This window comes from Pseudomonas sp. S30_BP2TU TE3576 (genome assembly GCF_050436025.1).
Classification (GTDB): Bacteria; Pseudomonadota; Gammaproteobacteria; order Pseudomonadales; family Pseudomonadaceae; genus Aquipseudomonas.
This window is the reverse complement of the sequence record NZ_JBNDLK010000001.1, coordinates 5,796,367-5,818,503: the sequence shown is the minus strand read 5'-3', so window position 1 is coordinate 5,818,503 and position 22,137 is coordinate 5,796,367. Positions and strand designations below refer to the sequence as shown.

Here is a 22,137-nt window from a genome sequence, read left to right as displayed (position 1 = left end):
ACACCGATGAGAGGTTTCAACTGCTTCTCAAATCGGTAGATAAGGAGTTAACAGCTATGCTGAGCACTGGATCTGAAAGCCCCCCTCCTGCCCTATTGGAAATGCATTCCATCTCGAAGTCATTCAATGGGGTACGCGTCCTGCATGACATTGACCTCAGTATTTTCCCTGGACAAATCCACGCGCTAATGGGCGAAAACGGCGCCGGAAAATCCACTCTGATGAAAATACTATCGGGGGCCTATGTCGCCGACAGTGGCACTATTCGAATCGACGGATGTGATATTCGAAATTATGGCGTGAACGATGCGAAGCGCCATGGCATATCCGTCATCTATCAAGAGCTCAGCTTGTGCGCGAATATGAGCGTGGTGGAGAACATCTACCTGGGTAGAGAGATTCGACGATGTGGAGTTATAAACCGCAAGGCAATGACCGAAGGTGCGCTCGTAGTACTAAAACGACTTGGCGTCACATTTGATCCGCACGCACTGGTCGGTACCTTGTCGATTGCGGACCAACAACTTGTTGAAATCGCGCGTGCAATTCATGCCGATACGCGAATCCTGGTGATGGACGAGCCTACAACGCCGCTATCCACAAAAGAGACCGAAAGTCTTTTTACATTGATTCGCCAGCTACGTGAAGATGGCGTCGCGATCATCTATATCAGCCATCGAATGGCCGAGATATACGCATTGTCTGACGTTGTTTCGGTGCTCCGGGACGGTCATTACGTTGGTTCGCTGGATCGCGTCACGCTGTCAGCTGAAACCCTGGTCCGGATGATGGTTGGCCGCGATGTTTCCGGCTTCTACGCCCATGAGCGTCCTTTGTGCTCTTACGAGCAACCGATACTACGTGTTCGCAATCTTACAGATGACTTCAAAATTGAGGATTGCAGTTTCGATCTGTATGCCGGCGAAATTCTCGGGATTGCAGGACTGGTGGGTTCTGGAAGAACCGAACTTGCCCGATTAATCGCAGGCGTCGATGCGTACTCAGGCGGAAATATTGAGATGGACGGCGAAGTTGTAGTCATACGCTCTCCTCGCGATGCAGGTAACGCAGGCATCGTCTATCTGACAGAAGACCGCAAAGCACTGGGCCTTTTTCTCGACATGAGTGTCCACGACAATATCAATGTATGTGTTGTGGGAAGTGATGCTCGATTTGCGGGGTTTGTGGACCGAACGGCCGGAACTGGACGTACCGAACAAGCAATCCAGGCACTCAATATCAAAGCGTCTTCAGATATCAATGTTGGAGCACTGTCCGGAGGCAACCAGCAAAAAGTTTTGTTGGCTCGTCTGCTGGAGATGAAGCCCAGAGTATTGTTCCTCGACGAGCCTACATCGGGTGTCGACATTGGGGCTAAATCAGAAATATATAAAATCATCAATGCATTAGCAGCATCCGGCGTTTGCGTAGTGATAATTTCAAGTGAACTACCAGAGATCGTTGGAATTGCCGACCGTGTATTGGTCATGTGTGAAGGTAAACTTGTCACCGAACTCGGTGGCCACAGCGGTCTTGATATCACACCTGAAGCCATTATCGCGTCTGCCACAGGCAGCGACAGGTTGACTCTAGCCAACGGAGACTTAGTCCAATGACTTCCCCACTGCAAAGCAAAGTAGCAAGTGACTTCACCACGCCTGGTGTACGAAGCATCGCCGGAGCTTCCACCCAGGATAAAATGCGCCAACTGATGAGAGTGGCGGGCATGCTGCCCGTACTGTTACTCCTTTGTGTGGGCTTTGGCCTGATGAGCGAGAGCTTTTTCTCGGTTCAGAATTTCTCGATCATCAGTCAGCAAGCCTCTATCAATGTGGTATTGGCGTCAGGTCTGACTTTCGTGATTTTGACCGGTGGAATCGACCTTTCGGTTGGTTCGATTCTGGCTGTTTCCGCAGTAGTGGCGCTATTGGTATCGCAAGTTCCGGGTTTTGCTCCCCTGGCCATCGCTGCGGGGCTTGGAGTCGGACTGCTGCTAGGGCTCGTCAATGGTGTATTGGTCGCTTTTGGAAAGCTACCGGCATTTATCGTCACACTAGGCGGTTTGACTGCGATGCGTGGAATCGCACGCCTCATCGGCGAAGACAAAACGGTTTTCAATCCCGACCTGTCCTTTGCTTACATTGGAAACGATACGTTGTTCGGGGTGCCATGGCTGGTTGTAATCGCGGTAGTCGTGGTTACTCTTTCGTGGGTTATTCTTCGACGTACGGTGTTAGGCGTACAGATTTACGCAGTGGGCGGCAATCCTGAGGCCGCACGGTTGTCGGGAATCAAAGTCTGGAAAGTCCTGTTATTTACTTATGCCTTGTCCGGTTTGTTGGCGGGTGTGGGGGCTATTATGACTTCCGCTCGACTGATGGCTGCTAACGGACTGCAAATGGGACAGTCTTATGAACTCGACGCTATCGCCGCCGTTATTCTGGGAGGCACGCGCTTTACAGGAGGCGTCGGCACTATCGTCGGTACGCTAATTGGCGCCCTGATTATCGCTACACTTTCCAATGGCCTGATATTGCTGGGAGTTTCGGATATCTGGCAATACATTATCAAAGGTGTTGTCATTATCGGAGCGGTAGCCCTTGATCGCTTTCGGCAGTCAGGTGCACGAACCTGAATCATATATAACCCCCACACTCCAATAACAAGAGACAGTGCTCATGAAAAAAATAATATTTACCGCCGTTTGTACACTACTGGCATTCAGCACCGCTCAAGCGCGAGAGTTGAAATCCGTCGGGATAACTGTTGGCTCGCTGGGTAATCCTTACTTTGTAGCGATGGTAGATGGCGCCAAAGCCGAGGCACTGCATATCAATCCCGCCGCAAAATTTATCTCAGTGTCGGCAGATTACGATTTGAATAAGCAGTTCACTCAAATCGATAACTTCATTTCTTCGGGCGTAGACTTGATTCTAGTCAACGCCGTCGACCCTGTCGCAATCGCACCTGCGATTGCGAAAGCAAGGAAGGCAGGCATAGTGGTTGTGGGCGTAGATGTCATGGTGCAAGGTGCCAACGCCACGGTACAAACTGATAACGTCGAAGCCGGCAGGATTGTATGTCAGTACATCTCTGAGAAGCTGGGTGGCAAGGGTAACGTTATTATCCAGAATGGTACGCAAACTTCAGCAGTCTTGGACCGAGTCAATGGCTGTAAGAGTGTTTTCGCGCAGGCACCCGATATCAAGGTACTGTCTGATAATCAGGATGCCAAAGGCTCGCGCGAAGGTGGCTACAGCGTGATGCAAGGCGACTTGACTCGCTTTGCAAAAGTCGACGCGGTGTTCGCGATCAATGATCCCCAGGCCATAGGTGCAGACCTGGCAGCAAAACAACTCAAGCGCAAAGGCATCATTATCGCTTCGGTGGATGGGGCTCCCGATATAGAGACTGCGCTCAAAAGCGATACACAGATCCAGGCATCCGCCTCTCAGTCCCCTTGGGGCCAGGCACAACAGGCCGTAACGATGGGTTATGACCTGTTGAATGGCAAATCTTTGGAAAGTACAACGGTACTGCTTCAACCCTCACTGGTAACACGAGCCAACGTCATGGAATACAAAGGCTGGCAAGCTGACCACTGAGCGATTGAGTCAAATGACATAGGAGTCCCACCTCTTTAATGCGGGGAATGGCTGCTGCGAGGTGCTCGCAGCGGCCGCACGGCATGAAAATCCCTAAAGGGGTGAACCTACGGGAAACCTGAGCGACGTCTGCTGAGGAGAGATTTGGCATGTCTACCAAAACAAACACAATAGTAAGTACAGCGCTACTCAACTACGTTAAGGCTCTGTCTGGCAATCGAATTGTCGTTGCGCTAGCGGGGCCGCCTGGTGCCGGTAAGTCCACCGTCTCTCAGGCCTTGGTAGAAGCTCTTAATAATGTTATGCCGGGGAGCGCAGCTGTCGTTCCCGGGGATGGCTTTCATTACGATGACGCGGTTCTTGGATCCTTGAACCTTTTAGATCGTAAGGGCTCACCTGATACATTCGATGTGGGTGGTTTCAGGAGTCTGCTGCTACGGCTTCGTGCGAACAACGAACCAGCGGTTGCCGTTCCGGTATTCGATCGAATCCTGGAGATATCCCGTGCTGCAGGACAGTTGATTCCCTCTGACGTGAAATATCTCGTCGTGGAAGGAAACTACCTTCTATTAGACCTCGCCCCATGGTCGTCCTTAAGAGACTGTTTTGACGCCACCATAATGCTGCAGGCTGACCGCAGAATCCTGGAAGCGCGCCTGCTTGATCGATGGCGATCATTGGGTTTCGATGAGGCTACTTCCTATGAAAAAGTTCATCGCAACGACCTTCCGAATGCCGACATTGTGATTTCGGCCAGCAATATCGCTGACTTCACGATCTCAAATTAAGATCCCACCTCCTCTCTTTTGAGAAAGAATCACGCGCTAACCAACAGCTTTGCTTGGCTAGCTTTTTAACGCTAACAGGCCTACGAACGCTATCAACAACTTGTAGCGAACCTTTAAAGAGCGAATGACTATGTATCTGGTATGTGGTGAAGCGCTGTTCGACTTCTTCAGTGAAAACGACGTCAGCGCTCAAGCTTCAAAAGTGAACTACAAAGCGATTGCCGGTGGTTCGCCGTTCAACGTCGCCGTCGGCTTGCGCCGTCTGGGTATCGACGTCGCGCTGTTCGCCGGGCTGTCCAGCGACTACCTCGGCCGGCGTTTACAGCAAGTGCTGCAGGAGGAAGGCGTGCGCCCGGACTACCTGCAGGACTTCGACGCACCGACCACCCTGGCGATGGTCGCCGTCGGTGTCGACGGCTCGCCGCATTACAGCTTCCGAGGCGAAGGCTGTGCCGATCGCGAGCTGTTGCCGGGGCATTTACCTGAGTTAGGCGCTGAGGTGCGTGGGTTGCATATCGGCTCGTTCTCGCTGGTGGTGCAGCCGATTGCCGACACCCTGCTGGCCCTGGTCCGCCGGGAAAGCGGCAAACGCCTGATCAGCCTCGACCCTAACGTGCGACTCAACCCGGAACCGAATATCGAACTGTGGCGCGAACGCATCAACACTCTGGTCGAGCATGCCGACCTGATCAAGGTCAGCGACGAGGACCTGAACCTGCTCTACCCCGAGCGTGATCCGCAGAGCGTGATCCATGGCTGGCTGGAACACCGCTGCCAGCTGGTATTCCTCACCCGTGGCGGCCAGGGAGCAACGGTATTCAGCCGCCGCCATGGCAGTTGGTCGGCGCCGGCCTGCGCGGTGGTGATGGCTGATACCGTGGGCGCTGGCGACACCTTCCAAGCGGCGTTGATCGCCTGGCTGACCGAACAGCAGCTGGATTCGGTGGAGGGTTTGCAGCGCTTGAGTCGCGAACAGATCGACGCGATGCTCACCTTCGCCGTCAGCGCCGCCGCCCTGACCTGCGGCAAGACCGGGCCGGACTTGCCTTATCGGCATCAGTTGGATTGATATCTGGTCAGGATCTGTATCGCGGGCATTGCAGTTTTCGCGAGCAAGTGCCCCCCCCACCGCCGCTTGACTTGGGCTGTGGCGAAGGCCGGCTGTTGCGGGCGCTGGCTGAACGGACTCTCAAAGTGATCAGCGTAGATGGCGACGCGACCTAGGCGAGACAGCGCGAGGACCACCGTACAATCTCCGTCTCGCATGGATGAACGTGATTTGTCGAATGTAAGGTCAGGTAGGCGGTGGGCGATACTGCTTTGAGGTTGCGCAATGTTTCGGGAAAACCCTGGGCGCAGGCAACTCGTTCATACGGAGAAAGGGATTGTGTGTGACAGGGGGGATTGGGAAGCGCTACCACATCAAGGTCCGACGCGGAATTTTGGTCATCCCCCCAACCTTCACCAAGGCGCATCGGAATAATTGCTTGAACCAGGTCCGACATTTTTCCGCTGTCGTTAACGCCTCGCGTTGTTCGATTCCGCTTAGCAAGTCGAACTGATCGTGGCGATTAATGTCGTGGATGGACAGCCGGCCGTGCGTTGGCGGGAGGTCTTTTTGAAGACTCACAAGATCTGCGGAAGCGTGCTCTGGCGACCTTCCTTCAGGCTCAGCCTGCGGAACTCGACCCACTGACAAACACTGCTTCAAAAGTGTGCTCCGCTGCGCCACGAACTGCGCGACGCTGCTGTTTACGATGCTCATAAGGGTGAAGCCCTGAGTAACCAAAGCACGCGCCTCATCACGGCGACGGTGCTTGTCCGAATTCAAGACTCTCATTCGAGACTCAATTCAGGACTTAAAAGCACTGGATGGCGCTGGATTTCAGTGGTTCACGCCGGAACGAAAAAAGGACCCGAAGGTCCTGATTTCAACTTCTACATACTTCAATGGAAGTCCATAGAAAAATAATTGGAGCGGGAAACGAGACTCGAACTCGCGACCCCGACCTTGGCAAGGTCGTGCTCTACCAACTGAGCTATTCCCGCGTCTTGGTGTGGCGCATTCTATAGAATTCAGAAGCCCCGTCAACCCCTTGATTCAAAAAAGTTTTATTTCTTTTCAACGTCGGTCTTCAGATGTGGCCAGGCAGCCCGCAAGTACTGGACCATCGACCACAAAGTCAGGCCGGCCGACACCATCAACAACGTATAACCCAGCAAGACCCAGAAACTGAAATCCTTGGGATTGGCCAACAAGATCACCAGCGCCAGCATCTGCGCGGCGGTTTTCCATTTGCCCAGGTTCGACACGGCAACGTGTGCACGAGCGCCCAGTTCGGCCATCCATTCGCGCAGTGCCGAAACGACAATCTCGCGACCGATGATCACGGCAGCTGGCAGCGTGAGCCACAGGTTTCCGTGTTCCTGTACCAACAGTACCAATGCAACCGCAACCATCAGCTTGTCGGCAACCGGATCGAGAAAAGCCCCGAACGGTGTGCTTTGCTCCAGGCGGCGGGCCAGGTACCCGTCCAGCCAGTCGGTGGCGGCAGCGAATGCGAAGACCGAGGCGGATGCCAGGTAGCTCCATTGGTAAGGCAGGTAGAACAGTAAAATGAAGATCGGTATGAGCAGAACGCGTAGAACGGTAATCAGATTAGGGATATTCATCGGCACAACTGGCTACGAGGTGAGGGGGCATTCTACTCGCTGTGCAGATTTGCATAAATCAACTCTGCGAGCTTTTTACTGATCCCGGGGGCTTTGGCAATTTCTTCGATGCTTGCACGAGACAGCTCCTGCAATCCACCAAAATGTTTCAACAAGTCCCGCCGACGGGTTGGCCCGACGCCAGCGACGCCTTCCAGTGTAGACGTCCGGCGGGTTTTTCCACGCCGGGCACGGTGCCCGGTAATGGCAAATCGGTGGGCTTCGTCGCGAATCTGCTGGATCAGATGCAGCGCGGGAGAATCGCCACGCAACGTGAACTCATGCGCTGCGTCGTTCAGGTACAGGGTTTCGAAACCGGCCTTGCGCGTTGCGCCTTTTGCCACACCGAGCAGAATCAGGTCGGGCACGGCCAATTCATCGAGCACGTCACGGGCCATGGACAACTGACCTTTACCGCCATCGACCAGCAGGATATCCGGCAACTTGCCCTCCCCGTCCTTCAGTTTACTGAAGCGTCGGGTCAGCGCCTGATGCATCGCCGCATAATCATCGCCGGCCGTAACGCCCTCGATGTTGTACCGGCGGTAATCGGCCTTGATCGGACCTTCGGGGCCGAAGACCACGCAAGACGCCACCGTCGCCTCGCCACTGGAGTGACTGATGTCGTAGCACTCGAGTCGTTGTGGAGGTTCTTCCAGCTTCAGCACCTCGGCCAGCGCATCGAAGCGCGCCGTAATGTGCTGACGATTCGCCAGGCGCGCACTCAGTGCCTGCTCGGCATTGGTCACTGCCAATTGCTGCCAGCGCGCTCGCGTACCACGCACGCGATGGCTGATGGTCAGTTCACGACCGCGCAACTCTTCGATGGCGGCGATCAGTGTTGGAAAGTCATCGTGGACCACATTGACGATCAGCTCGCTGGGCAAGTCGCGTTCAGGACTGCTGATGAAGTACTGGCCGAGAAACGCGGCCATGACTTCAGAAACGTCTTCTTCAATACCGACTTGAGGGAAGAAGTTCTTGCTTCCCAACACCCGCCCGCCCCGCACGCTGATCAAGTGAACACAGGCACCGCCCGGGTTGACGAACGCGGCAATCACATCGACGTCCCCGGTCCCGCCTTCCATGCTCTGCTGATCCTGGACCCGGCGCAGTAATGCAATCTGGTCCCGCAACTCGGCCGCTCTCTCGAATTCGAGATTGATCGCCGCTTCCTCCATCCCGGCGGACAATTCGTCAGTCAGGGCATTGCTGCGCCCTTCAAGAAACATCACCGAATGGCGCACATCTTCAGCGTACACCTGAGGCTCCACCAGCCCGACGCAAGGCGCCTTGCAGCGCTTGATCTGGTATTGCAGGCAAGGACGTGTACGGTTCTTGTAGAAACTGTCTTCGCATTGCCGAACGAAAAATGTCTTTTGCAGCAGGCTCAGGCTTTCGCGAATCGCGCCAGCGCTAGGGTAAGGACCGAAATATTTGCCCTTGGCCTTTTTCGCACCACGATGAATGCTCAGTCGCGGGAACTCTCCATCGGAGAGATAGACGTAGGGGTAGGATTTATCGTCGCGCAACAGGATGTTGTAGGGTGGCCGCCATTCCTTGATCAGCGTCTGCTCAAGCAGCAAGGCTTCGGTTTCGTTGGCTGTGATCGTCGTTTCGACTTGGGCGATACGCGCCACCAGTGCGGCGGTCTTGGGGGCAAGCCCGGTCTTGCGAAAGTAACTCGACAAGCGATTCTTGAGGTTTTTGGCCTTGCCGACATAGAGCAACCGCGCTTCGCTGTCGAACATGCGGTACACGCCGGGGCGCCCGCTAACGGTCGACAGAAAGGCGCTCGGATCAAAGGTATCGGTCATTTTCAGAGACTGGCGTCGACCATGCCATGACGCACCGCCAACAGCGTCAACTCGACATCACTGCTGATCGAAAGCTTTTCGAAGATGCGGTAACGGTAGGTGTTCACGGTTTTGGGGGACAGGCACAATTTGTCGGAAATGATCTGTACTTTCTGGCAGCCGACGATCATCAGCGCAATCTGGATTTCCCGCTCCGACAAGGCATCGAAAGGAGAATCGTTGGTGGGCTGGAATGACTTGATTGCCAGTTGCTGGGCTATTTGCGGGCTGATGTAGCGTTGCCCGGCGAACACCAGGCGGATAGCCTGGACCATTTCCGGCAACCCTGCCCCCTTGGTCAGGTACCCTGCAGCACCGGCTTGCAACAGCCGTGTAGGAAACGGGTCCTCTTCACACACGGTCACCGCGACGACCTTGATGTCCGGATGACTGCGCAACAATTTGCGAGTGGCTTCAAGACCGCCGATACCCGGCATCTTGACGTCCATCAGCACCACATCGGGTTTCAGCTCACGCGCCTTGAGCAGGGATTCCTCACCCGACTCGGCCTGGCCGACTACTTGCAGGCCATCGATGTCAGCCAGCATTCGTGTAATGCCTGTACGAACGAGATCATGGTCATCGACTACTAGCACCCTAATCAAGCAGACACCTCGCGATATGGTCTTATTCGGTTGTCAGACACCTTAGCAAAAAGCATCTGACAGACCTAGCAGAAAGCGTCAGATTAAAAGTTTCAATTCATCTTGAAAGGCTTGTCGCCAGCGTGTTGCGGCAATGTCAGCGATTGATATCCAGCTGCATTCTCAGGAAACATTCGTCTTTGCCCACCACCCTCAATCCCTTGCGTTCATACAACGCTTGCGCCGGGTTGTTTTCGAATACCGTCAGGCGCAACGCCGGGCGCCACTCCTTGCGTGCGACAGCCAGTACCTGATCGATCACCCAGGACCCAATGCCCTGCCCACGAAACGTTTCGGCGACGTGCAATTCGCGGATGTACAACGCTCTCGCATCGCGACTCAGACTGACATAACCCGCCACTTTGTCGCCCCATGTAATCAATCGGTTGTCTCGCCCAACCCAGGCCACGTCAAACGCTTCGTCCTGCCACAACAAATCATGCTGAATGTAGTAACGCAGCATGCCTTTACAGGTCAGCTCGCGGGCGAATACCAGGTCATCAGGCGTTGCCGGTCGCCATTGGCACTCTACCATGCTTGCTCCGTGCCACCTGTTGCACCGCCATGCCTGGCGATATTGCCGGCGAGGTCTGCGGCGATGGCGATCGATTCAGCAGTGGCGAGGGTCAGTACCGTCATGGTGCGTCCTTGTGACGATGTGCTTTTTGTTGAGGCACAGAGTGTGTCACAACCTTCGGGGCACTCAAGCGATAGAAAGCATCGTCATTGGCCAATAGCATTTTCTGATTGAATCTGCGTACCGGCCTCTAGTAAGCTCGGCCCATCCATCGGAGACAGACCATGTTCAGTACCCTCTTACAGCTTCGTACCGCCAGCGCCCTGCGCTCGGTTGCGGCTGCCCGGGTGAACGACGGTTGTGCTCCGGTCAGCTTTTATTTTGGGTATTGGTTTAGCCACTGGCGCGCCTGATACCCACACGGCGCCCACTTTAAACGGGTCGCCACCAGAGAATTCTCAACCCCCGGTCGGCCTCCCGACCGGGGGTTTTGTTTTTTCAGCCCCCCACATTTTTAGCGACACACCAGACATTTAGAGGATTCAAAACATGAACTACGCCACTTACTACCGTTACGACAGTTTTACCGCCTGGCGATTTACCACCCTCCGCTCGGGACAGCCTGCCGCCTCCGATCGGTCACCCACAGGTGGCAAGCACACACACGCAGCCGATTTGGCCAATTGTCGAACACCCCAGTAGGGCCGAGCGCGCGGGCACGAACCCGCCACCAGCCCAGGAAGCCTTGAATATGAACTCGTCCGTCTCTGCACTACCGCTGTCCGCCTTGAGCCCTGCCAATGAAGCGCTGACCCTGCGCCTGCCCAGCTCATTGCAACTCAAACAGCAATTGCCCCTCAATAACGCCCTGACCCAGCAAGTCAATGCCCACCGCCAAGCGGTTCGCGCAATCCTCAACGGCGAAGATTCCCGCCTGCTGGTCATCGTCGGCCCTTGCTCGATTCACGACCCGAAATCAGCCCTGGAGTACGCCGGCAACCTTGCCCGCCTCGCCGCTGAAGTCAACGACGAAATGCTGCTGGTGATGCGCGCGTATGTCGAAAAACCCCGCACCACTGTCGGCTGGAAAGGCCTGGCCTACGATCCGCACCTGGATGGCAGCGACGACATGGCCGGTGGCTTGACGCTGTCCCGTGAGTTGATGCGCGAGATGCTCCGACTGGGCCTGCCGGTGGCTACCGAACTGTTGCAACCGATGGCGGCCGGCTACTTCGACGATCTGTTGAGCTGGGTGGCGATTGGCGCCCGGACGACGGAATCGCAAATCCACCGGGAAATGGCCAGCGGCCTGGGGATGCCGGTCGGTTTCAAGAACGGGACTGACGGAGGTGTCGGTGTCGCCAGCGACGCCATGCGTTCGGCAGCCCATCCACACCGCCATTTCGGTGTCGATAGCCAGGGACATCCGGCGATCATTCAAACACCGGGCAATGCGGACACTCATCTGGTATTGCGCGGCGGCCATCGCGGGCCGAACCATGACCGCGCCAGCGTCGCCCAAGTGAACAGCGACCTGACCAGGCTCAAGATTCCTGCCCGAATCATGGTCGATTGCAGCCACGCCAATAGTGGCAAAGACCCGCTGCGCCAACCGGCGGTATTCAATGATGTGCTGGAGCAACGCCTGCAAGGTGATCGCTCGCTGATCGGCATGATGATCGAGAGTCACTTATTCGAGGGTTGCCAGCCTCTGGGCTCGTCATTGCAATACGGCGTGTCGGTGACCGATGGCTGCCTGGGCTGGGCCGGGACGGAAGATTTGTTGCGTAAGGCGGCAGACCGGTTGCGCATTCAGCACAACACCCGGCAACCGGTGTGACACCGGGTTGCCATCCAGTCTTGAACCGAAGACTGGATGGCAACGACCCATCAACAGCTAATTGGCGATTGCACCTGCACCCACGTTTTCTCCGATTGCTGACTGGTATCGTCAAGGCGCTCGACTGAATAGGAGACGCTTATCGTCGAGCCCTGATGTTCACGCCAGAACCGGTAGGGAACGATGAACACCAACGGTTGGCCGGCGGTTTCTCGCGATATTTCGCGATCATCACGGTGATTGAATCTCTCCCCGTCGCACTTGAGGTAAACCAGCTCCCCTTCTTCGGCCTGGGCCTGTTCGATGATGATGGTCACGCCATCTTGCGCATCCTGCAAGTCCAGCCAGCCTTCGTCGACCTCCAGCACGCTGGGTGAGGACAGCGGGCCCCGCTGCAGCGTGCCGATCAATAGTGCCGTCGGTTCCGAGTAACGGGGCGCCTGCCCGGATTGCTTAACGCAATAACCGACGGTAACGGTGGAGCCGAGATTGGGCGCCAAACACTCGGGACTGACCCAGAATGACAGCTCGTCCCCCACGGCAAAGGCTTCGACCTTCAACACATCACTGAAACTTCCTTCAGGTGTAACGCCCGTCCAGGTCAGCAACACCCAGTCGCCCGCCGCCATGCGCGAATAAGGTTTGATCGTGACGACCGCCCCTTCCTTGACCCGATCCGGATCAAGCGTTCCGCCCACCGAATCGTTCACTATCACCGGCAGCAAGTCGGATCTGACATCGCCCACGTTTAACTGCAATCGACGGGAATGCACCGGCCCGGCAAAACGTGCACTGGCGAGCGTGTACCAGATTTCGACAGCCCCCCCTTCAAGTGCAGCAATGTGCGTGCCGCCAACCGCGAAGACAATCTCCTTTCCCACTCGATCCTCACTGACAAAGCGCGACAGTTGATGTCGGTAGACGAGGCCATCGGCATCCAGGCCTGCCCAACTCAACAGCAGCCTGTCTCCACAGGCCATCTCTGGATAAGGCTGGACCTTGACGACGGCTTTTCTATCCGAGGGGTTCAACACACCGTTTTCCGCCTCCTCCAATAAAGGTGCCGGTAACAGTAGCTGCGCGTACTCAGGGGTATTGGCTTCATAAGTGATCATTTATCCGCTCCAGTCCTTGGAACACATGTCGACCGGATTGCCGACATTGAATGACGACTATTGAACCTCACCGTGAAGATCCACGCTGTCAGGTGGTCGCTCTGGCGGGCTCGGAAAATCGACGCTTACGAGGTAGGTCTTTACCCGTACGCAGCCAGAGTCAGCCAAATAGATGTCCAAACATTCCGAACAAACCCGCATCTGCATTAGAGCATTCGTACTTGCTCTATGCCGTTTTCTGCACCTTTCAGCGGACTTTTCAGACATCGCACCTACGTCGAGTGTTTTAGAGTGAAGCGCAATTCAGTCCCAGCGAACTTCTTCGAAAAGGTACGAACATGCAACGGAATGCAAATACTTGTTATCCAATCCTGCTGATCCACGGCCTATTCGGCTTCGAAAGAATCGGCAAATTCGAACTCTTTCACGACATAAGGCAGGCGCTGCGGAACGCCGGAGCAAGGGTGTTCGTTCCCCACCTGTCGGCCACCCATGACAACGAGGTACGCGGTGACCAATTGCTCGCACAGATCGAGCGGGTACTGGAAGGAACCGGCGCAAGCAAAGTCAACCTCATAGGCCATAGCCAGGGCGCACTGACCGCACGTTATGCTGCAGCCATTGCGCCACACAGTGTGGCTTCGGTGACCTCCGTCAGCGGGCCGAATCATGGTTCGGAACTGGCCGACTTCCTGCGCAAGGCACTGACACCGGGCAGCCTGCCGGAACATGTGGCCGAGACGGTGGTGACCTTGTTCGCCGACTTTCTGGCAACATTAAGCGACAACCAGTACCTGCCACGGAACGCGATTGCGGCCCTCAACGCGCTGACCACCGAAGGCGTAGGCGCATTCAACGACAAATACCCGCAAGGACTGCCGACAACCTGGGGTGGCAAGGGGAGCGAACAGGTCAACGGTGTTCGTTACTACTCGTGGAGCGGCGTCCTGCAGTCGAATGCCCTCGACGCAGGGTTCAATGCGCTCGCCCCCTTCCACGCTTTCTGTCGGGCCCTGGCTGGCTATTTCGTCACTGAAGGCGAGCAGAACGACGGCATGGTCGGTCGCTTCAGCTCCCACCTGGGTACTGTTATCCGCTCCGACTATCCGCTGGATCACCTGGACACCATTGGCCAGCCGACCGGCCAACTGCGCACAGGTGTCGACCCGATTGAACTGTTTGTACAACATGCCGAGCGCTTGCGAGAGGCCGGCCTTTGAGGCGCGAACTGCCGTGGATCCTGCGTGGAACGGAACTTTGAGGAGAAATAGCTCACTGAATCCGGTAGGCTCAGCACTTTACCGTATATTGAAAGGAGTATTTTCCCATGGCTAAAGCCACTGCCCGTCACATCCTTGTTGCTTCCGAAGCCAAGTGCAACGAACTCAAGGCCCAAATCGAGGCTGGCGCTGATTTTGCCGAAGTTGCCAAGGCAAACTCCACCTGCCCTTCGAGCCGCCAGGGCGGTGACCTGGGTTCGTTCGGTCCGGGCCAGATGGTCAAGGAATTCGACACCGTGGTCTTCAGCGCACCGATCAATGTGGTCCAGGGCCCGGTCAAGACCCAGTTCGGTTACCACCTGCTGGAAGTGACCAGTCGCCAGGACTGATTCACGCTTGAGCTATTCACACAACGGCCCGCCTTTTGGTGGGCCGTTGTGTTTCCCACGCGTAATACGGCTGGCGAGGGACGCGCCGCTAGCGTACAAATTGTCGTTAACGACCACCCGGCTCTAAGGCTGACAATGCGACCGGCTTTCTCTACCTTGTTGTTCACTGCCGTGGCCCTGCTGATGGGTGCCGCTGGTGTGAATGCTGAACCGCAGCATGCGTTGACCGTTTACGGTGAACCGGCGAAATACCCTGCCGGTTTCAGTCACTTCGCCTATACCAACCCGCAAGCCCCCAAGGGCGGCACCCTGCGCCGCTCGGCGATTGAAATCGGCCAGTTCGACCATATCCTGCCGTACATCGACAAAGGTATCGGCGTTACGCAGATCGACGGCCTGCTCTATTCACCACTGGCCCAGCGCTCGCTGGACGAGCCGTACACCGTGTACGGCCTGGTGGCAGAGAAGATGGAGCGCTCCGAAGACGGTCTTTCCCTGCGCTTTTACCTCAACCCCAAGGCGTGCTTTGCCGATGGCAAACCGATTACCGCTGAAGACGTGCGTTATACCTTCAACCTGCTGATGACCCAGGGCAGTCTGCGTTACCGTACCCAGTTCGCCGACGTCAAAGGCGTCGAAGTGGAATCGCCACTGACTGTCCGCTTTGATTTCAAGAACAACGAAAATCGCACCCTGCCCCTGGACATCGCGACCTTGCCGGTGTTTCCCGAACACTGGTGGAAGAGCCGTGATTTCGCCAGTGGCGGCGGCTATGAAGCACCGCTGGGCAGTGGCCCCTATAAAGTCGGCAAGATCGATTCCGGGCGCAGCATCACTTTCGAGCGCAACCCCGACTGGTGGGGCAAGGACCTGCCGGTCAGCCGCGGCCTGTACAACTTCGATCATTTCAGCATCGAGTACTTTGGCGATACCGACGTCGCACGCCAGGTGTTGCGCGGCGGCGCCTATGATTACAACCGGGAGTTTTCCGCTACCGCATACTCCATCGGCTACGACAGCCCGGCCCTGAGCGACGGTCGCCTGCAAAAGGCCCACCTCGCCACCGAGGCACCGCAACCGGCCCAGGGTTTTGTGTTCAATCTGCAAAAGCCCATGTTCCAGGATCGCCGTGTACGCCAGGCACTGGCGATGCTGTGGGATTTCGAGTGGAGCAACCGGCAGATGATGCGTGACATGTACATCCGCCAGCAGAGCTTTTTTTCCAACACCAACCTCGCTGCCCGGCAATTGCCGGATGCTGGCGAGCTGGCGATTCTTGAACCGCTGCGCGGGCAGATTCCCGACGAAGTCTTCACCAAGGTGTTCGAGGCGCCGAAGACCGATGGCAGCGGCGTGATTCGCGACAAGCAGTTGCAGGCCCTGGAATTGCTCGAACAGGCCGGCTGGAAACCCGAAGGTGATCAGTTGGTCAACGCCGACGGCGAGCCGCTGAGTTTCACGTTCCTGGTCAGTCAGAACGGCATGGACCGTTTGCTGTTGCCCTATAAACGCACGTTGAAACAGATCGGCATTGATCTGAACATCCGCCGCATCGACCCGTCCCAGTACGTCAATCGCCTGATGAGCCGCGACTACGACATGATTGTCACCGGCTACCCGGTCACCACTTCTCCGGGAAACGAACTGCTCAATTATTTCGGCTCGGCAGCGGCCACCGACCCTGGCTCCAACAACTACATGGTGTTGAAGAACCCGGCTGTGGACACCCTGATTACCGGGCTGGTGCGCGCCAATACCCAGGCGGACATGCTGCATTACGCCCATGCCCTGGACCGTGTGCTGCAATGGAATTACTACTGGATTCCCAACTATTACCCGCCGGGCACTTCTACAGTGTGGTGGAACCGCTTCGGCATCCCGAACGTGCATGCGAGCAATGACGAAGCCATCGAGAGCTGGTGGGAGATGAGCCCCACGCCATTGACCAACCAACAGATGACGGCGGAGCGTATCAGCCGAGGCAAACCCGGAGGGCCGCATTGATGTGGGCTTACATATTACGGCGCCTGCTGCTGATCATTCCGACACTGGTGATCATTCTTCTGGTCAACTTTGTCATCGTCCAGGCGGCGCCGGGCGGGCCGGTCGAACAGGCCATCGCGCACCTGCAAGGCATTGGCGGCGCCACGGTTGGCGGCGGCTCCGGCGAAGCCATGAGCGGCAAGTCCCGGTCCAGTCGCGGGCTCGATCCGCAGCTGATCAAGGACATTGAAAAACAGTACGGTTTCGATAAACCGGCACACGAGCGCCTCTGGCTGATGCTCACCAGTTACGCGCGCCTGGACTTCGGCAAGAGCTTCTTCCGTGGTGCCACCGTCACCGACCTGATCCTCGAAAAAATGCCCGTGACCATTTCCCTCGGGCTCTGGGCGACGCTGATCACCTACCTGGTGTCGATTCCCCTGGGCATCCGCAAGGCCGTGCACCATGGCAGCCATTTCGATATCTGGAGCAGTACCGCGATCATCATCGGCTATGCCATGCCGGCGTTCCTGTTTGCGATGTTCCTGATCGTGGTCTTTGCCGGTGGTACTTCGTTGAACTGGTTCCCGGTCCGCGGACTGGTTTCTGACAACTTCGAATCGCTGTCGACCATCGGCAAAGTGGCCGACTACTTCTGGCATCTGGTGTTACCGGTGACCGCGCTGGTGATCGGCGGCTTCGCCACGCTGACCATCCTGACCAAAAACTCGTTCCTCAATGAAATCACCCGCCAGTACGTGGTCACCGCCCGGGCCAAGGGGCTGAGTGAACGACGGGTGTTGTATGGGCACGTGTTCCGCAACGCCATGCTGCTGGTGGTATCGGGCATCCCCCAGGCGTTCATCAGTGTGTTCTTTGCCGGCTCCCTGCTGATCGAAGTGATCTTCTCCCTCGACGGCCTGGGCCGCATGAGCTACGAAGCGGCGGTATCACGGGACTATCCCGTGGTGTTCGGCTCGCTGTTCATCTTCACCCTGTTCGGCCTTTTGATAAAACTGGCCGGCGACCTCTGCTACACCCTGGTTGACCCGCGTATCGATTTCGCCGCGAGGAACGCCTGATGCTCAAGCTTTCACCGTTGGCGCGTCGCCGCTTCGAGCGTTTCAAGAAAAACCGTCGGGGCTGGTGGTCGCTCTGGCTGTTTGTCGGCCTGTTCCTGATGACCCTGGGCGGCGAACTGATCGCCAACGACAAACCGCTGATGGTCAGTTATCAAGGCCAGTGGTACTTCCCGGCCTTCAAGCGCCACACCGAGCAGGAGTTCGGCGGGCAACTGCCGTTCCAGGCCGACTACCGCAGCGATTACGTACAGCAACTGATCAAGAAGGACGGCGGCTGGTTGCTGTTTCCGCCGATTCCGTTCAGTGACGACACGCCCAACTATGACCTGAACAAACCCGCACCCAGTCCACCCTCCAGCGTCAATTGGCTGGGCACCGACGACCAGGCGCGGGACGTACTGGCCCGGGTGATCTTCGGCGCCCGGGTGTCGATCCTGTTTGCCTTGATGCTGACGTTTGTCAGCGCGTTGATTGGCATCGCGGCCGGCGCCCTGCAAGGCTATTACGGCGGCTGGGTGGATTTGCTCGGCCAGCGGTTGCTGGAAGTCTGGTCCGGGTTGCCGGTGCTGTACCTGCTGATCATCCTGTCGGGCTTCGTCGAGCCGAACTTCTGGTGGCTGCTGGGAATCATGGCGCTGTTTTCATGGCTGGCCCTGGTGGATGTGGTGCGCGCCGAGTTCCTGCGCGGGCGCAATCTGGAATACGTCAAGGCCGCCCGCGCGCTGGGCCTGACCGACCGCAAAGTCATAGTCCGGCACATTTTGCCCAACGCCATGAACGCAACCTTGAGCTACTTGCCGTTCATTCTGACCGGGGCGATTTCCACCCTGACGGCCCTGGACTTCCTCGGCTTCGGCATGCCGGCCGGCAGCGCTTCCCTGGGCGAACTGATCGGTCAGGGCAAGCAAAACCTGCAAGCGCCGTGGCTGGGCCTGACGGCGTTTTTCACCCTGGCGCTGATTCTTTCGTTACTGGTGTTCATCGGCGAAGCCTTGCGCGACGCTTTTGATCCGCGCTCTTGATTGGGAATGTAGAGATGACCAACCTGATCGAAATCCGTGACCTCAGCGTGGCCTTCAGCGGCCAGACCGTGGTGCGCAATCTGTGCCTGGATATCCGCCCCGGCGAATGCCTGGCGTTGGTGGGTGAATCGGGTTCGGGCAAGTCGGTGACGGCCCACTCGATCCTGCAATTGCTGCCGCAAACCGATACCGAAACGACGGGCAGCATCCGCTATCGCGGCCAGGAACTGGTGGGCGCCGATACCGGCAAGTTGCGACAACTGCGCGGCAACCGCATCGCGATGATCTTCCAGGAGCCGATGACGTCCCTCAACCCGCTGCACAGCATCGAAAAACAGATCGGTGAAACCTTGCTGGTGCACAAAGGCCTGGCGGGCAAAGCGGCACAAGAGCGGATCCTTGAGTTGCTGCACCTGGTCGGCATCCAGAAGCCCGAGGAACGCCTCAAGGCCTACCCCCATCAATTGTCCGGCGGGCAGCGCCAGCGGGTGATGATTGCCATGGCCCTGGCTTGCGAACCGGAACTGCTGATCGCCGACGAACCGACCACCGCGCTGGATGTGACGGTGCAGCGCAAGATCCTGCTGCTGCTCAAATCCCTGCAACAGCGGCTGGGCATGTCGCTGCTGCTGATCAGCCATGACCTCAATCTGGTGCGCAGCATCGCCCAGCGCGTGTGCGTGATGAAGGCCGGGGAAATCGTCGAGCAGGCGCCATGCGAAATCCTGTTCACCGAACCGAAGCACCCTTACAGCTGCCTATTGCTGCACGCCGAACCCGAGGGCGAAGCCTTGCCCCGGGACGAGCGCGAAAACGTGCTGGAGGTGGACAACCTGCACGTGCGGTTTCCCGTCGGTGGTGGCCTGTTTCAGCGCAAGACCTGGCTGCGCGCCGTCGATGGCATCAGCCTGAACATCCAGCGCGGCAAGACCCTGGGCATCGTCGGCGAGTCCGGCTCCGGCAAGTCCACCCTTGGCCAGGCGATCCTGCGTTTGCTCGACTCCGAAGGCAGCATCCGCTTTCAAGGCCAGACGCTGGACGGCCTGACGCAAAAACAACTACGACCGTGGCGCAAGAAGATGCAGGTGGTGTTCCAGGACCCCTTCGGCAGCCTCAGTCCGCGAATGTCGGTAGCGCAGATCATCAGCGAAGGCCTGGAAGTGCACAGCCAGTTGAGCACCGAAGAGTGCAACGCCGAAGTGATCCGGGCACTCAGCGAAGTCGGCCTCGACCCGCAAAGTCGCCATCGCTATCCCCACGAATTCTCCGGCGGCCAGCGCCAGCGCATCGCCATTGCCCGGGCGCTGGTGCTCAAGCCTGCGCTGATCCTGCTCGACGAACCGACCTCGGCGCTGGACCGCACAGTGCAGAAACAGGTGGTCGCCCTGCTCCGCCAGCTTCAGGAAAAACACGGTTTGACCTACCTGTTCATCAGCCATGACCTGGCGGTGGTGCGTGCCCTGGCCCACGACATGATCGTGGTCAAGGACGGCAAAGTAGTGGAACGCGGCGCCAGTCATCAAGTGTTTGATTCACCGCAGCATCCGTACACCAAAGAGCTGTTGGCGGCGGCGTTGTTGGGGCAGGCATAATCTTGCCGTTAGATCGCGGCGCGGCCTTCGCGAGCAAGCCCGCTCCCACAGGGGATTTGTGAGCGACACAGATCGAGTGTGGGAGCGGGCTTGCTCGCGAAGAGGCCGGCACAGGCAATAAATCATCAGGATCAAACCCATGAACACCACCGAAAGCCTCAAGGACTACCAGCGCGTTCGCCTGCTGGCGATCCGCTCGTTGTTCGAAATCATCGAGCAATCGAGTGAAGGCACGGTGATTGTCGACCGCGATGCCAACATCGTCTGGATGAATGAGCGCTATGCCCGGCGCTTCGGTCTGCAATCGGCGGAGGGTGCGATCGGCAAGCCCTGCGAAAGCGTGATCCCCGGCAGCCTGTTGCGTGAAGTGGTGCGCACCGGCCGGCCGATTCTGCTGGATATGCAAGACACGCCCAAAGAGCCGCTGGTGGTCATGCGCCTGCCGATTCACGATGACGCCGGCGTGGTGATCGGTGCCATCGGTTTCGCCCTGTTCGACGAACTGCGCAGCCTGTCGCCGATGCTCAAGCGCTACATGAGCATGCAGGAAGAACTGGCCTCCACCCGCTCGCTGCTGCGCGCCCGGCAGACCAAATACAACTTCGCCCACTTCATCGGCACCAGCGCCGCCAGCCTGGAAGTCAAACGTCGCGCCCGGCGCAGTGCGAGTACCGAATCGCCGGTGTTGCTGCTCGGCGAAACCGGCACCGGCAAGGAGTTGCTGGCCCAGGCGATCCACAATGCCTCGCCCCGTGCGCACAAGGCCTTTGTCAGCATCAACAGCGCGGCGATCCCCGAAGCGTTGCTGGAAGCCGAGTTCTTTGGCACTGCCCCCGGCGCGTTTACCGGTGCCGACCGCAAGGGCCGCGCCGGTAAATTGCAGATCGCCCAGGGCGGCACGTTGTTCCTCGATGAAATCGGCGATATGCCGCTGCCCCTGCAAAGCAAACTGCTGCGAGTGTTGCAGGAAAAGGAATTCGAGCCGGTAGGCTCCAATGAAGTGATCCAGAGCGATGTGCGGGTGATCGCTGCGACCTCGACCGACCTCCAAGCCGCCATCAAGCGCGGCGAATTCCGCGCCGACTTGTATTACCGGCTCAATGTGCTGCCGATCCAGGTTCCCCCCCTGCGCGATCGCCTCGATGACGTGCCGGCGCTCAGTGAGGCGATTCTTGAGGAACTGCGCAGCCAGCATGAACTGCACCACGAAGCCCTGGAGCTGTTGGGGCAACACGCCTGGCCGGGGAACATCCGGGAACTGCGCAATGTGCTGGAGCGGGCCGCGTTGCTCAGTGATGACTTGCGCCTGACGGTGGCGGACATCCGTGCGGCGATTGGTACGTTCACCCCGGTGGAGCGCATGGCGCCTGTAACCATCGAGCCGATTGCCCACGAGACATTCAGTGCGGCGCGGGAGCGATTTGACCGGCAACTGATCGAAACCACCCTCGCGCAATGCGGGGGCAAGGTAATTGAAGCAGCGGCGCGATTGGGGCTTGGGCGGTCGACGTTGTACAAGAAGATGGTGGCGCTGGGGATTGCCGAATCTCAATAAAGAGACGTAAATCTCCATTATTAGACAGACCTTCGCGAGCAAGCCCGCTCCCACAGAAGAAGGCATTCTCCGAGCCAACGCGGTCAACTGTGGGAGCGGGCTTGCTCGCGAAGAGGCCAGCACTCCCAACGAAAGTCTCAAAATAGAGACAAAAGTGTCTGACAACCTCACTACCTTGAAAATATATCCTTATATTTCAACAAGTTAGCTTCTTGGC

19 protein-coding genes, 1 tRNA gene and 1 pseudogene are annotated in these 22,137 nt (G+C 57.4%); 14 read left to right on the top strand and 7 right to left on the bottom strand.

Features of this window, described 5'->3' with window-relative positions; all coding sequences use genetic code 11:
* Positions 1-56 precede the first annotated feature (56 nt).
* The 6 genes and pseudogenes from ABIA48_RS26620 to ABIA48_RS26595 all read left to right on the top strand — a co-directional run.
* Entirely contained in the window at positions 57-1,616 is a 1,560-nt protein-coding gene (locus tag ABIA48_RS26620; RefSeq protein WP_429492518.1) for a sugar ABC transporter ATP-binding protein, read from the top strand.
* Positions 1,613-2,635, top strand: a complete 1,023-nt coding sequence (locus tag ABIA48_RS26615; protein WP_205889892.1) for an ABC transporter permease subunit — start codon at positions 1,613-1,615, stop codon at positions 2,633-2,635. The genes ABIA48_RS26620 and ABIA48_RS26615 overlap by 4 nt, the downstream gene beginning before the upstream one ends.
* A gap of 43 nt (positions 2,636-2,678) precedes the next feature.
* Positions 2,679-3,605, top strand: a complete 927-nt coding sequence (locus ABIA48_RS26610; RefSeq protein ID WP_429492516.1) for an ABC transporter substrate-binding protein — start codon at positions 2,679-2,681, stop codon at positions 3,603-3,605.
* A gap of 149 nt (positions 3,606-3,754) precedes the next feature.
* Positions 3,755-4,393 carry a nucleoside/nucleotide kinase family protein gene (locus ABIA48_RS26605; RefSeq protein WP_429492514.1) on the top strand — a complete coding sequence of 213 codons (639 nt, stop codon included), beginning with the start codon at positions 3,755-3,757 and terminating at the stop codon, positions 4,391-4,393.
* A 130-nt stretch (positions 4,394-4,523) separates the two neighbouring features.
* Positions 4,524-5,462: a carbohydrate kinase family protein gene (locus tag ABIA48_RS26600; protein WP_429492513.1), complete on the top strand. Its 939-nt coding sequence runs from the start codon at positions 4,524-4,526 to the stop codon at positions 5,460-5,462.
* A gap of 53 nt (positions 5,463-5,515) precedes the next feature.
* Positions 5,516-5,614: pseudogene (locus ABIA48_RS26595) on the top strand (class I SAM-dependent methyltransferase); the annotation flags it as partial.
* A 193-nt stretch (positions 5,615-5,807) separates the two neighbouring features.
* Here ABIA48_RS26595 and ABIA48_RS26590 read toward each other — a convergent pair.
* From ABIA48_RS26590 to ABIA48_RS26565, 6 genes are all read right to left on the bottom strand, one after another.
* A complete protein-coding gene (locus ABIA48_RS26590; protein WP_429492955.1) occupies positions 5,808-6,158 on the bottom strand; it encodes a phage integrase central domain-containing protein in 351 nt (116 codons plus the stop codon).
* Between the two features lie 208 nt (positions 6,159-6,366).
* A tRNA-Gly gene (locus ABIA48_RS26585) sits at positions 6,367-6,442 on the bottom strand.
* A gap of 63 nt (positions 6,443-6,505) precedes the next feature.
* Complete coding sequence (pgsA, locus tag ABIA48_RS26580) at positions 6,506-7,066, bottom strand: CDP-diacylglycerol--glycerol-3-phosphate 3-phosphatidyltransferase (RefSeq protein WP_007992985.1); 561 nt, start codon at positions 7,064-7,066, stop codon at positions 6,506-6,508.
* A 32-nt stretch (positions 7,067-7,098) separates the two neighbouring features.
* Entirely contained in the window at positions 7,099-8,922 is a 1,824-nt protein-coding gene (gene uvrC, locus ABIA48_RS26575; RefSeq protein WP_429492511.1) for an excinuclease ABC subunit UvrC, read from the bottom strand.
* A 2-nt stretch (positions 8,923-8,924) separates the two neighbouring features.
* Positions 8,925-9,566, bottom strand: coding sequence for a response regulator transcription factor GacA (gacA, locus tag ABIA48_RS26570; RefSeq protein WP_008015884.1), 642 nt, complete (start codon positions 9,564-9,566; stop codon positions 8,925-8,927).
* A gap of 136 nt (positions 9,567-9,702) precedes the next feature.
* Positions 9,703-10,140: a GNAT family N-acetyltransferase gene (locus ABIA48_RS26565; RefSeq protein ID WP_429492509.1), complete on the bottom strand. Its 438-nt coding sequence runs from the start codon at positions 10,138-10,140 to the stop codon at positions 9,703-9,705.
* 733 nt (positions 10,141-10,873) lie between these two features.
* On the opposite strand from ABIA48_RS26565, the gene ABIA48_RS26560 reads away from it, so the two are divergent.
* Positions 10,874-11,962: a 3-deoxy-7-phosphoheptulonate synthase gene (locus tag ABIA48_RS26560; RefSeq protein WP_429492507.1), complete on the top strand. Its 1,089-nt coding sequence runs from the start codon at positions 10,874-10,876 to the stop codon at positions 11,960-11,962.
* A gap of 50 nt (positions 11,963-12,012) precedes the next feature.
* On the opposite strand, the gene ABIA48_RS26555 is transcribed toward ABIA48_RS26560, so the two are convergent.
* Positions 12,013-13,077 (bottom strand): hypothetical protein, encoded by a 1,065-nt coding sequence (locus ABIA48_RS26555; protein WP_429492506.1) that lies wholly within the window; start codon positions 13,075-13,077, stop codon positions 12,013-12,015.
* A gap of 338 nt (positions 13,078-13,415) precedes the next feature.
* On the opposite strand from ABIA48_RS26555, the gene ABIA48_RS26550 reads away from it, so the two are divergent.
* The 7 genes from ABIA48_RS26550 (at position 13,416) to ABIA48_RS26520 (ending at position 21,920) form a co-directional block, all read left to right on the top strand.
* Positions 13,416-14,297 carry an esterase/lipase family protein gene (locus ABIA48_RS26550; protein ID WP_429492504.1) on the top strand — a complete coding sequence of 294 codons (882 nt, stop codon included), beginning with the start codon at positions 13,416-13,418 and terminating at the stop codon, positions 14,295-14,297.
* Positions 14,298-14,404: 107 nt separating this feature from the next.
* Positions 14,405-14,686, top strand: a complete 282-nt coding sequence (locus tag ABIA48_RS26545) for a peptidylprolyl isomerase (protein WP_007984657.1) — start codon at positions 14,405-14,407, stop codon at positions 14,684-14,686.
* Between the two features lie 135 nt (positions 14,687-14,821).
* Complete coding sequence (locus tag ABIA48_RS26540; protein WP_429492502.1) at positions 14,822-16,690, top strand: extracellular solute-binding protein; 1,869 nt, start codon at positions 14,822-14,824, stop codon at positions 16,688-16,690.
* Positions 16,690-17,751 (top strand): microcin C ABC transporter permease YejB, encoded by a 1,062-nt coding sequence (locus ABIA48_RS26535; RefSeq protein ID WP_429492500.1) that lies wholly within the window; start codon positions 16,690-16,692, stop codon positions 17,749-17,751. Before ABIA48_RS26540 ends, ABIA48_RS26535 begins: the two co-directional genes overlap by 1 nt.
* The gene (locus ABIA48_RS26530; protein ID WP_108228193.1) at positions 17,751-18,773 is read left to right on the top strand and encodes an ABC transporter permease; all 1,023 of its coding nucleotides are present in this window, start codon (positions 17,751-17,753) and stop codon (positions 18,771-18,773) included. The genes ABIA48_RS26535 and ABIA48_RS26530 overlap by 1 nt, the downstream gene beginning before the upstream one ends.
* 14 nt (positions 18,774-18,787) lie before the next feature.
* Entirely contained in the window at positions 18,788-20,365 is a 1,578-nt protein-coding gene (locus ABIA48_RS26525; protein WP_429492498.1) for an ABC transporter ATP-binding protein, read from the top strand.
* Between the two features lie 139 nt (positions 20,366-20,504).
* Positions 20,505-21,920, top strand: coding sequence for a sigma-54 interaction domain-containing protein (locus ABIA48_RS26520; protein ID WP_429492496.1), 1,416 nt, complete (start codon positions 20,505-20,507; stop codon positions 21,918-21,920).
* Positions 21,921-22,137: the final 217 nt, after the last annotated feature.